Genomic DNA, 12,251 nt, shown 5'->3' on the forward strand with positions numbered 1-12,251 from the left:
TCATAGGGAGCTTTTTCATGATTGCGGTTGATGTAATGGGGGGCGATTATGCTCCACAAGAAGCTGTTCAAGGCGCATTGGCTGCAGCGCAACAGGGAGTTTCTCTCATTTTATTTGGTAATCAAGATAAAATAATGCCATTGTTAGCACACTATTGCCCTCGATGGCGATCCTTGCCCATTGAACTTGTTCATTGCTCTGAAGTGATTGATATGGATGAAGATCCAATCCGTGGTATTTTACGTAAAAAAGATTCATCCATTGTTCGTGCGTTACAAGCTGTACATGCTGGCAAAGCTCATGCATTTGTTTCTGCAGGCAATTCCGGAGCAGTAATGGCGGCGGCAACAGTAATTATTGGTCGTGTACCTGGAGTTATTCGCCCTGCAATTGGTAGCTTTTTGCCAACTACGCATGGGTCATTATTCTGTTTAGATTTAGGGGCTAATTCTGACTGTAAGCCTGAGCATTTAGTTCAGTTTGCCTATATGGGATATGCATATGTACGGCTTACTAAGCATATTGCACAACCTCGAATTGCACTACTTTCTAATGGACATGAATCATATAAAGGATCTGTACTTGTTAAAAACACTTTTGATTTAATGTTGCATACAGATCTTGAATTTATTGGCAATATTGAAGCACGTGATATTTTTTCTGGCCGAGCAGATGTCGTAATAACTGATGGATTTACGGGAAATATATTGCTTAAAAGTATTCAAGGAACTGCAGCTGCGGTAATGGATTGGATGAGGCAGGAAACAACGCAATCATTTTTTTTGAAAATATTATTCAGAATTGCATATCCCGTACTACGTCGTATTAAAGATAAAATAGATTATGCGCGCACTGGCGGGGCTCCTTTATTAGGTGTTAATGGAGCGGTAGTAATTGCTCATGGTTCTTCAAAAAAACGAGCAATAATGGAGGCAATTTTTTTTGCACAAAAAATGATTGATCAAAATATTGTACCAACATTTAATGAAACACTTAAGGCATTGTTAAAAAAGAATGAAACAACAGCGAATATTGCTCAAGAGCCATTACCAATTCATCATCAAGCACAATTTTAGCGTCTTCATTTTTTTATATAGATATGATAGATTACAGTAACTTGTTATATCTTTAATATTGTTTTTTAATGGAGTTATGCAATATGGCTATTCAAAAAATAAAAAGTACAACATTATTTACTACATTCATCACTTTTTTTCGATCACAAGGCAAATATATCGCTTTATGTATTATCGTTTTAGCTGTTATAATGTTGTCATTTTTTGGGCATAAATTATGGATACAAAAAAAAGAACGCTCCGCTCAGTATGATTTTGGCGATTTAATGATAGAATATGACACAATATCACGTGAAAAAGATCCTCAATGGTCAAAGTTACTAGAAAAATTTGAAGAGCAGTTTAAAAACCATTCTCATTCATCACTTTTACCGTATTATCTTGGCTATAAAGTAATTCTTTTATTAAATCAAGATAAAAGAAATGAGGCGATTGTGACTCTTAATGATATGATTACGCATATGGAAGGATCGCCGATTATTGCATTATATGAGACAGAGCGTGCGCTTATACAGCTTGATGATGAGCAGATAGACATACAAAACATGGGACTAGAAGCATTAAAAAATTTAGCATTTAATGATAATAATCCATATCGCGACAGTGCACAATATTATTTAGGTCGTTATTATTGGTCAAATGATCAAATTAGTTTAGCTCGTGAAGTATGGCAAAAGCTTGTTGATGAACAGCGTGATGAAAAAATTGCACCATCTCCATGGGCACATAAGGTACAAGAGTATCTTGCATTAATAATTGTTTAGTGGAAGAAATAGATGAGTATTAATAAAACAGTTCGTGTCCGTTTTGCGCCATCACCAACGGGACATTTACATATAGGTGGCTTACGAACGGCATTATTTAATTGGCTTTTTGCGCGTCATCATGGTGGCGCGTTTTTACTTCGCATAGAAGATACCGACGTGGAACGATCAACGCAGGAATATCGTGACTCAATTTTGCATTCATTTGCCTGGACACAGTTAGAGCATGATGAAGAAATTGTAACGCAAAGTGAACGCATAGAAGAGCATCGTAATGTTGCACAACAGCTAATTGATGAACATAAAGCATATCGTTGTTTTTGTTCACCAGAAGATCTTGTAGCTCGTTGTCAAAAAGAAATAATCAATGATTTCTTTTTAACTTATGATGGTTATTGTCGTGATCGTGTTGTGCAAAAGGATGATGAAACACGACAACATGTCGTGCGCTTTAAGCTTCCCACTGATCGAACAGAAGTTTCTTTTAATGATTTAATTAAGGGAAAAATAACAATCAGCCTTGATCAATTAGATGATTTTATTATTCTACGATCTGGTGGCTTTCCAATGTATAATTTTGTAGTTGTAGTTGATGATGCATTTATGAGAATTACTCATATTATTCGCGGCGAAGAGCATATAGTTAATACACCAAAACAAATTTTATTAAATGAAGCATGTGGTTATCCTCTTCCTCAATTTGGCCATTTGCCGCTTATTCTTGGACCAAGCGGTGATAAATTAAGTAAACGTGATGGAGCAACATCAGTTGTTGAATATCGACGTGATGGCTATATTCCGCATGCATTATTAAATTATTTGGTACGTTTGGGATGGTCACATGGTGATCAAGAAATTTTTTCATTATCAGATCTAATTGAGCATTTTTCTTTAGATACTATTGGCAAAAAAGGTGCAATATTTGATTTCGAAAAATTAGCTTGGGTTAATAGTGTATACCTTAAATCTATGACACCAGAAGAAATTATTGACGCAATTGTCCGTGATGTCGATCATAATTTTCTTTCTCGTTGTAGTTGGGATGTTGATACAATTAAACAAGTTATTGTAATGTATAGAGAACGTGTAAGAACCTTGAAAATGCTTGTTGAAGAAATACTCTTAGTGCATAATGGAACGAATGAACATAATGCTGATGATATGAAAAAATGGATTACGCCTGATACAAAATATCATCTTGATGCACTTATAAAACTTTTTGAGCAACAAGAATTTTTTACTCATGCTAGCTGTGAAGTTCTTATAAAAGAGTTAGCAGCAGCGCTAAATGTTAAATTAGTAACGTTATTGCAGCCCATTCGCCTTGCATTATTAGGAAAAACATCAGGACCTGGTGTTTTTGATCTTTTATCTATTATAGGCAAAGCCAAAACTATTACTGGTCTTAAGCTACTGCGCACTAGTATAAGTAATATGAATTAAATGTAAAACGATTAAGATTATAAAATATGAAAAAAACAGGATTAATGAATGACAATTGAAATAAAAGAAACTACCAATAAAATTATCTCTATTATTGCCGAAAAATTGCATATTGATGCAGCATCAATAAATGCACAATCAACCTTGCAGGATCTTGGTGCTGATTCACTTGATATGGTTGATATTATTATGAAGATCGAAGAAGAGTTTGGTATTGAAATTAATGATGAAGCTGCAGAAAAATTACATAACGTTCAAGATGTTATTAATTACGTTCATGCATTACGCAGTGTAAAATAGTTAAAATGAAACGCCTCCCTTAAACCATAGACTTGCTTGTCCCATAGTAGTGTTGGTTGGTTGGTAGGCGTTTCTTGAATTTATACCTTCAAATTCAATTTCTGCGCCAATACCAAAAAAAGGTTCTGCATTATAATCTCTGCATTCTGGCCATGAATAAGCTAGATGCCAAAAAACTTTTTGTGTTAGAATAAGCGGTGATGCAGCGGATTTTACATTAATGTCTTTTGTTGAAAGAAATACGGGAAAAAGTCCATCAGAAATAATCGGTTGTGTTTCAAAAATAGTTGCAAGACTTTCTGTTGTATTGTTCGGTTGCTGAGTAATTGGATCAACTGCATATTGAATTCCTTTAAGTCCATATTTATTAGGTGTTATGCATTCACGAAGTGATATTTTTTCTTTACTTCTAATCCATCCATTATAGCCAATATCAAAAACAAAATTGTTATATGTATATCCGAACATAAATACCATATCTACCTGTATGCTGACATGCACATTACATTCAAGTGTTGTAATATTAATAGCTGGCAACATTTTTTCAATAAAAATTCCATTTTGATCGAATTCTTTTATTAAAATATAACGACTAAAAAATCCATTTTTAGTGAAATCAAATGAACGACGTTGCCGCGCTTTAAGCATGTTCGTGAAATTTACATCAACATACATGCCGAGTTCCTGTTCTCCGTCTTTTTCCCATAATCTTGTATGACCAGTAAAACCAACTCCTATTTGCCAATGTTTACCGCAACCAACACGCGGTTCAAAAAAAAATTCACCTTTTGGTCGTGATCCTGTTGGCGCAGATGCACGAAAATTAAATCCAACATGTGATGTTTCTCTGCGTATAAAATCATATCCAAAAACCATTTCTAAAGCAGCAAGTCCACTTAATGTTTGTGCACCACATATTTTTCCGTATTTAAGTTTTTCAACTTCACCAAATGGATATAATCCTTTCATTGCTTGCGTAAAAGAATCATACGGTGCAAATACTGTGTTTTCAGCCATATATCCTGCAGGAAAAGGCGTTGTTGTTCCTTCCTCTAGATTGCTTTCAGTTAATTTTAGGTCCCATTGCGTCCATACTCCTGGTCCACGAAATTGTACATACATCCCTTTTACCCATGTATCTAGGCCAATATATAAAGCCATATCTAATTCAAGATTACGAATAAGTGGTTTAAAAAATGTGTTACTTGCAAAGGCAGGTGATAATCCAAAATAATCAGAGAGTAATTCTTGTGTGTTCATGCGTCCCGGGATATCGCTTCCTGAAAGGGAGAATGTATCTGAATTAAAAAGTGCTAAAGCGATTCGTTCGGGCCTAAGTGATTCATTATACATCGGGGTAAATCCAAGTACTGAATAATTTTTTTCTGCATCATAACGATGAATATAAGGATGCCATCCGGCAATATCACGTGCAGCATTAATATCTTGTGATCGTGGACTAAAGTTTGAAATGCCCCGTAATTCTTCTGATGAATAAAGAAATAATGGTGTTAATGATGCTATTGCTAGTATGCTTATTACATTTTTTTTTATCATGATAACTCCTTATGTTGTTATCACTCTAAAAGGGATTTGATGGTAAATACAATAAATTTTTGTTTTTGAAGATGTGAATCAGCTATGATTAGGCGATATTGTATAGTAAAGATAATGTGAGAAAAAATAATACATATAACACATTATAATATTTCATCAAGTAAAAATAAGTTTTTATTGTTAGAAGAGAATTTAATTTAATACATTCTTTTATTATTTTATGTTTATTATGTTTTATTGCTTCTAAAAAGAAATTGACATACGCTTCTTCGTATTTTTCTAAATTATAATTCTCATATGTGCTAAGCGATGTAAGTATTGCCTCTTCACTAGCCGACAATAGTATATCTTGAAATGAAGAAGAATATGGAGGTAAATATTACTTATATCCTTCTCTTCAATTTTACTAATAAAGTTTTTCTAATTATGTATGTCTACAATGTTGCGCCTTTTTCAAGTAGAATTTTTGCAATGGCAACATCGTCTGAGTTAACTAAACTTAGCGCGGTATATCCATTTTTATTTTGAACATTTATAGCAAGCGGATTATATCTAAGCAATAGTTTAACAATACCCTTTTTTCGACTCTCTACTGCATACATTAATGGAGTATAACCATTCTCATCAAACATATTTATATCTGCGCCATAATCAAGAAACAATGTAATAAAATCATTTTGTTTTTTTTGTATAGCATACATAAGTAACGTCATATTTTTATGAGAATATATAAAATTAACTTGTAGCCCCATTATTCTTCGTAAGTAGGCATCTACAGTATCTAGTTCGTTTTTATTTTCTTCTTTTACCTCATTTTCGACATTTATCAGTTGAAGAACTTTATCTTGATAATATTTTAACGATGTCGCCAATGTAGACTTATTTATTTTTGACATTAAAGTTTCAAAAAGTAATAATTTTCCTTCAGGAGTATTATATCTATCTTGTAGCTTCCAAAAACGTATATTATTCCCATAAGTATGAGGAATATACCAATATCGGTGTCTATATACATAAGGACTAATACCAATTTTGGATATGACTTTATTATTATCCATAATTATACCAAAGTGTCGTATGTTAAAATCATCATCAGCAAATGTATAAGTAACTAGATTATCAATAGAAGGTTTTTCTACTTGATTAAAAAATTCATACGGCATCTTAAGGACAGTAACCCAATCTTGCACGCCGATAATCCGTTGCTCTACTTTTTTAAATTGATCATATGATAAATTTAAAACCTTTCTCATAGCATAATGGTAACATACACCTAATCTATTTCTCGGTGCTACCTCTTCTATTTTAAGGCAATCTGAAGATATACCACTTATAGTGAAACTGTTAATTTTTTTTCTTATTTCATCTAATGATGCATCGATTGGTTGTTTAATTGGTGGATGGGAAAATTTAAAGTCCCTTGGCCATACATTTATCTCTTGTGCAGTAACATGTATTGAAAATTGATGCAGAATACAAAATAGCACAGCAAAAAATATTTTTTTATTCATATTAGGCTTGACAAGAAATGTTAATTTTTTTGATAAAAAACTATTAGTTATTATAAGTAGACTACTAGATATTTTATATAAAATATTGTATTAAATCAATTCTCTTGATTGATTATTAAAACATATATAAAGAATTATTATTGTTAGGAAATATATCGTTAACCTAATTTTTACCAATCGTATATATCTGCAATATCTGCTCCGTGATTTAATAGCATTATCATGATATCACTACCGTAATGAGCTAATTTAAGGGCAGTTTCATTATATTGATTTTTGGTATTTATAAGCGGATTATATTTGAGTAATAGTATAATAATATCTTTTTTTTTACTATGTACAGCATACATTAATGGTGTATTGCCATTAATATCTGGTATGTTTACATCCGCATTATGTTCAAGAAGTAGTTCAATAAAATATTTTTGTTTGTTATATATAGCGCATATAAGTGGTGTTATACCATTGGCATAACAAAAATTAATTTGTATTCCCATACAGCTTTTTAACAAATAATAAACACTTTGATTGTTGTCCTTTAAATCATCATCTTTGCTTACGTTAATTTTTCTATCTATTAAAGCAAATAGGAACTTTTGATAGTCTTTTATTATTTGTGGCAATGAAGAACGTTGTATAATGGACATAATGCGATCAAAAAGTAATATCTTTCCCTCGGTGGTACGGTAGATCTCTTGTAGTTGCCAAAAACATATGTTATTGCCGTATTTTATTGGAACATCCCAATATTCATGTTGAAAAGTATAATCTGATGTGCCTATTTTTGATTTAATTTGATTCTTTCCTACAATTACACCAAAATGTCTTATATAAAAAATATTATCATTACGTGTATAGGTTGCAAGGCCACCAGGAATAGGTTTTTTTGTTTGATTAAAGAAATTATATGGCATACCAATTATGGTAACCCAATCTTGCATACCGTAAATATAACGCTCTATATGTTTAAATTGTTCTTTTGATAATCCCAATGTTTCTCTCATTGCAAAATGGTAACATACCCCCGGCCGATTTCCGGTTTTTTCTATTGTAATAAGCTGAAGACAAGGGAAGATATTTAACAGATCATTCGTAATATTAAACTGTGTTCTATTTTCATCCAGAATCGAATCATCTGGCTGCTTGATTGATGAATAAATAAGTTCAAAATTTGTTGGCCAATTCGTTTTCCATGCATTTAAATCTTGTGCAATAATATTTGTTAAACATTGAAACAAAGCAAAAAATATAAGTAACAAAGATATTTTTTTCTGTTTAATTATATTAATTTTAATCATATTATTGTAGTGACATTGTTAATCAATCATAAGTTATAGATAATAATGGTAAATTAATTTACCAAGACACTCCACCTTTTAGCCATATTCCCCAACATGAAAGTGCACAGTTAATACATTTATCATCACCAATTGCTGGAGGCGGTCCTGCTTGTCGCCCAAATTCAATTTCAGATCCAAGTCCAATATAAGCTTGAGAACGGCCAAATGTAGTAATAGTATGATTAAAATGAGTGAACATTTTGTGCGAAAAACCACTCGTGGCAGCACTATTAATGTCAATATCCATCAAACTTATAAATAGCGGCTGTATTGATGTATTTATCTGATTATCAATCGACGTATTATTTGGCGATGCAATAAGATATTGATTATTCCCCGCAAATGCAGGCTGTGGAAAATCAATTTTTGGATTCTTTTGCGCAGTTTGTATTTGAATTTTTCGTTGTAGAGGGTCATTGCTAACTCCCTGTTTTGATATATTAGTACCGTAATTAATCGTTGCAACTGATTCTGTTGCAGATAAAGCTATTGCGGTACCGATGGGTATATCTGTTGGATTGATTTGTTGTCCAATAAAGCCGTAAACCTGCGCATCACCTTTTATAGCCCAACTATTTTCTGGAAAATTAGTGTTATTGCATAATGATATTTTTTCGCATCCGCGTTTCCATGCATTATAACCAAAGGTCCAGTAGTTATTTTTTTTTGTATATGAACAGCTTAATGTAATATCTGCTTGCACATTGATTTCTACAATAACGTCCAAAGTTGTTATATTAACGATAGTACTAACTTCATTATCAAATTGTGCTGTGGGCGTCATTCCATTACCCATTAAGTTGTTCTTAATTACAGGACTCATTTTTTGCGCAAGCATATAACGACTATTTGGTTTTCCTTTTAAATCAAAAGCACGTCGTTGTTTCGATTTAAAAAGATGATTGGCAGTTATATCAAGAAAAAAATCAACTTTTTCATCAGTTTTTATATTTTCCCATGCAACAGCATGTGCGGTTGCTCCAATTCCTAATTCAATATGATGTTGATTACCTACAATAGGCTCAAAAAGATATTGTCCATTAGGCCGATTACCGAGCGGCAGAGCAAATTGCGTTTTTAATCCAACATGATGTGCATTATGTATAAAATGATCATAACCAAGATTTGTACGTAATTCAGCACAATGCACAGCACGTTGTGAATGAAGTGATATTTTGCCATGAGTGAGTGGTTGAAATGTAAGACCATTTATTTTTGGTAAAGAAAATCCAGCAATGTATTGGCTAAATTGTGGTACAAGTTCTGCTCGGCTAACGCCATCAGGATTAAAATATCCTGGATCATATCCATTTACACCAATATTGATTATCGTTTCTTTGCTATTAAGATCCCAATTGGTATACACAATTGGTAAGAAAAATTCGACATATAATCCTTTTTTGATAGCATTAAAACCAAAAAAAGACTGCGCTTCCACAATTACATTGTTAACGCGTGGACGAAAGCGTACACTACTTTTGAAATCGGTTGGTAAACCAAAATAATCTGCAAGCCAATCTTTTGTAGGTATACGTTTTTCTGTTTGACTACCAGATATTATAATAAAATCTTTCCATTCAGTATCATTTTTGTCGCGCCTGACAATATCTTGTCCAAATAAACATTGATTAATTCGTTCTGGGCGAAATGATGATGTTGTTTCTACCACAAATCCGTACGTGCTATATGTTGATTCTTGCGTTGGGCAATGAGTAACTAAATCCCACCCTGATACTATACGAGGAGTATTAAATCCTTGTGATCGTGGGGAAATTAATGTAATAACTTGTGTATTTTGTCCATAAAGTGATGCACAAAACATCAGTAATGGTATAATTTTTTTTTTCATAATGTATTAATTAAAAGTTGCACCAGTTTTGATCCATATCCCCCATTGTGAAGCGCTACATTGGGCTAAATGAGAATCGCATGGTGTACAATTTTGTTTGGTATGATGTCCCCATTCAACTTCGCCCCCGATACCAAGATATGGTTGCCATTCTGTTTTATCATTCCACGTATATGATAAGTGCGTAAAGAGCTTGCTTGATGAACCATTTGTTTGTGCACCATTAAAATTAAGATCATTACGTGTAATAAATACAGGAGGCACCGATGTATTTATAAAATTATTAGAATCAAGCGGAAGGTTTTGTGCATACAACAAATTAGTAGCAGCTCCGATTGTAGGGTTATTCATTGCTGCTTGAGGAAAATCAATAGTTGGATTCTTTGCTGCCATGGTTATAACCGTTTGATTAGTACTTCCGATTGCAGGCAAATTTTTGCCAGCATGAATTGTAGCGTTATCTTGAGTTGCAGAAAGAGCTACTGATGTTGTTGAGTTTGGGATAAATCCAAAAACATGAGCATCGCCTTTGATGGTGAATGTTTTTTCATCGAATGATTCGTTTTGTCGTAAGGTGATAATATCAGATGAACGTCCCCAATAATTGTATCCAAAATCAAAACTGATATTGTTTTTGGTTGTGTTAAACATTAAAACAATATCAGCTTGTAACGCAACGCTCACTTCAACATCAAGTGTAGTAATATTAGCAACAGGAAGAAAATCATTATTAAATTGTGCTGATGGAATTATTCCATTAGTGCCCTGTAAATCTATTGCTGGAGATGTCATCGTCATAGCGAGCATGTATCTGCTTAATGTTCCAGCTCGTGTTAGATCAAATGAACGTGCTTGGCGTGTCCTAAAAAGATGCGTAATATTTGCATCAATATAAAATGAGCAATAGTGAGTTTCATTTTGATTGTGCCAAAATGTATAATGTCCGTTTGCGCCAAAACCAAGTTCCCAGAAATGGCCATTACCAACGAGTGGTTCAAATAAGAATTCTGCGTCTGGACGCAAACCAGTGGGTGCAGCAAGCTGTATATTAAATCCACCATGATACATAGTTTCAGTAAAAAAATTCCATCCAAATCCTGTGCGAATTTCTGCTAAACGCGATTTAATAAGACGATCATTACTCATTTTTCCAAATTTAAGTTCTTGAAAGGATATATTTTCTGTATTTTGTATAGATTTACCATTAACAAAATCAGTAAAACTATCTAATAATTGATTGCGCAAAAGAATGTCTGGCGTGAGATAGCCTTGTGCTGCATTATTAATACCAGGGTTACTTCTTTTTTCATTGATATTGATGTCCCAGCGTGTGTGTGCAAAAGGTGCATGAAGCCAAAAATAAACTCCTTTTCTCCATGCATCAAGGCCAAGATAAAAACCAAAATCAATAATAACATTATCAATAACTGGTTTAAATTGTATGGTACTTTCAAAATCAGATGGTAAATAGAAGTAATCTGCTAATAAATCTTGTGGCCCACGATTGTTTACTTGAGAACCAGAAATTGTTAGATGTTGTTTGTGTTTGTTACCAATCAAATTACTCCCAAATAATGTTCGTGTTATAGCAGTATGATTAAATGTATGATTATACTCTGGCGTTACGCTTAATGCCCCATAAACTATTTCAGAAGAACTGTCCTTATTAATATAGTTTGTCCATCCAGCAAGGTCTCGTGCAGCATTACGAGAAATTGAGCGCGTATTAAAAGAAGTTGCAACATTTTGTTCTGCATAAGCGATGGTGAAAGGTATGCAAAAAATCATGATGTGGGAAAAATATTTTGTTTTCATGGTATTTCCTTTTTTTAAAGCGCTCAGCAAGATACAGTATCAGCATTAGCAGTTTTGCTTAAGAAAGGCAATGATCGCAAACAAAGGCTGAGTCGATACTCAGCCCTTGTAATAAGATAATGAAAATTTTTTAATCAAATGATACGCCACCTTTAACAAGAATTGCCCATTTAGATAGTGCACAACTTATACCGTTATCACATGAACTACTATCGCTTTCATCATTGTGACCAGTATTGCCAATTTCCACATCAAATCCAATACCTAAATATGGTATCCAATCTTCGCGATCTACCCATGTGTAACTAAAATGAGTAAATAGTTTATTGGACGATCCGCGTATTTCTGCACCTTTTAAATCAAGGTCATCTACAGTAATAAAGACTGGTTGAATGGATGTTCTAATTTGAGCAGTTGATGCGGTAGGGCTATCATTGATAACAGTAGAAGGGGTAGTATTACTTATTTGTGCAAATTGTGCATTATCAATACCTATATTTGTTGTGGCAACGGTTTCAGGCGTACTTCCAGCCTTAGCTATATTAGTTCCTTGATGAATTGTTGCAAGACTTTCGGTACCAGACAAGGGAACAGGT

At 33.3% G+C, this 12,251-nt stretch carries 10 protein-coding genes; 4 read left to right on the plus strand and 6 right to left on the minus strand.

The window, feature by feature from the left end; translation table 11 throughout:
* Nucleotides 1-17: 17 nt before the first annotated feature.
* The 4 genes from plsX (at nt 18) to acpP (ending at nt 3,583) form a co-directional block, all read left to right on the plus strand.
* The gene (gene plsX / locus VLB80_04315; protein HSC25408.1) at nt 18-1,076 is read left to right on the plus strand and encodes a phosphate acyltransferase PlsX; all 1,059 of its coding nucleotides are present in this window, start codon (nt 18-20) and stop codon (nt 1,074-1,076) included.
* A gap of 83 nt (nt 1,077-1,159) precedes the next feature.
* Nucleotides 1,160-1,840 carry a hypothetical protein gene (locus tag VLB80_04320; GenBank protein ID HSC25409.1) on the plus strand — a complete coding sequence of 227 codons (681 nt, stop codon included), beginning with the start codon at nt 1,160-1,162 and terminating at the stop codon, nt 1,838-1,840.
* Between the two features lie 12 nt (nt 1,841-1,852).
* Nucleotides 1,853-3,283, plus strand: coding sequence for a glutamate--tRNA ligase (gltX, locus tag VLB80_04325; GenBank protein HSC25410.1), 1,431 nt, complete (start codon nt 1,853-1,855; stop codon nt 3,281-3,283).
* A gap of 48 nt (nt 3,284-3,331) precedes the next feature.
* Complete coding sequence (gene acpP, locus VLB80_04330; GenBank protein HSC25411.1) at nt 3,332-3,583, plus strand: acyl carrier protein; 252 nt, start codon at nt 3,332-3,334, stop codon at nt 3,581-3,583.
* Here the strand turns inward: acpP and VLB80_04335 are convergent, their stop codons facing one another.
* The 6 genes from VLB80_04335 to VLB80_04360 form a co-directional block, all read right to left on the minus strand.
* Nucleotides 3,584-5,140 carry a hypothetical protein gene (locus VLB80_04335; protein HSC25412.1) on the minus strand — a complete coding sequence of 519 codons (1,557 nt, stop codon included), beginning with the start codon at nt 5,138-5,140 and terminating at the stop codon, nt 3,584-3,586.
* 434 nt (nt 5,141-5,574) lie between these two features.
* Complete coding sequence (locus VLB80_04340; GenBank protein HSC25413.1) at nt 5,575-6,651, minus strand: ankyrin repeat domain-containing protein; 1,077 nt, start codon at nt 6,649-6,651, stop codon at nt 5,575-5,577.
* A 170-nt stretch (nt 6,652-6,821) separates the two neighbouring features.
* Nucleotides 6,822-7,949: an ankyrin repeat domain-containing protein gene (locus tag VLB80_04345; GenBank protein HSC25414.1), complete on the minus strand. Its 1,128-nt coding sequence runs from the start codon at nt 7,947-7,949 to the stop codon at nt 6,822-6,824.
* A 58-nt stretch (nt 7,950-8,007) separates the two neighbouring features.
* Entirely contained in the window at nt 8,008-9,840 is a 1,833-nt protein-coding gene (locus tag VLB80_04350) for a hypothetical protein (GenBank protein ID HSC25415.1), read from the minus strand.
* A gap of 6 nt (nt 9,841-9,846) precedes the next feature.
* Nucleotides 9,847-11,655, minus strand: a complete 1,809-nt coding sequence (locus tag VLB80_04355; GenBank protein ID HSC25416.1) for a hypothetical protein — start codon at nt 11,653-11,655, stop codon at nt 9,847-9,849.
* A gap of 130 nt (nt 11,656-11,785) precedes the next feature.
* Nucleotides 11,786-12,251: hypothetical protein (locus tag VLB80_04360; GenBank protein HSC25417.1), on the minus strand; the 466-nt coding region annotated here is incomplete at its 5' end.

It is taken from the genome of Candidatus Babeliales bacterium (assembly GCA_035455925.1).
Classification (GTDB): domain Bacteria; phylum Babelota; class Babeliae; order Babelales; family Vermiphilaceae; genus SOIL31.

Bases quoted from the DNA above. Each gene is read 5' to 3' on its own strand.
- plsX (HSC25408.1), top strand. From the start codon at position 18: ATGATTGCGGTTGATGTAATGGGGGGCGATTATGCTCCACAAGAAGCT.
- VLB80_04320 (HSC25409.1), top strand. From the start codon at position 1,160: ATGGCTATTCAAAAAATAAAAAGTACAACATTATTTACTACATTCATC.
- gltX (HSC25410.1), top strand. From the start codon at position 1,853: ATGAGTATTAATAAAACAGTTCGTGTCCGTTTTGCGCCATCACCAACG.
- acpP (HSC25411.1), top strand. From the start codon at position 3,332: ATGACAATTGAAATAAAAGAAACTACCAATAAAATTATCTCTATTATT.
- VLB80_04335 (HSC25412.1), bottom strand. From the start codon at position 5,140: ATGATAAAAAAAAATGTAATAAGCATACTAGCAATAGCATCATTAACA.
- VLB80_04340 (HSC25413.1), bottom strand. From the start codon at position 6,651: ATGAATAAAAAAATATTTTTTGCTGTGCTATTTTGTATTCTGCATCAA.
- VLB80_04345 (HSC25414.1), bottom strand. From the start codon at position 7,949: ATGATTAAAATTAATATAATTAAACAGAAAAAAATATCTTTGTTACTT.
- VLB80_04350 (HSC25415.1), bottom strand. From the start codon at position 9,840: ATGAAAAAAAAAATTATACCATTACTGATGTTTTGTGCATCACTTTAT.
- VLB80_04355 (HSC25416.1), bottom strand. From the start codon at position 11,655: ATGAAAACAAAATATTTTTCCCACATCATGATTTTTTGCATACCTTTC.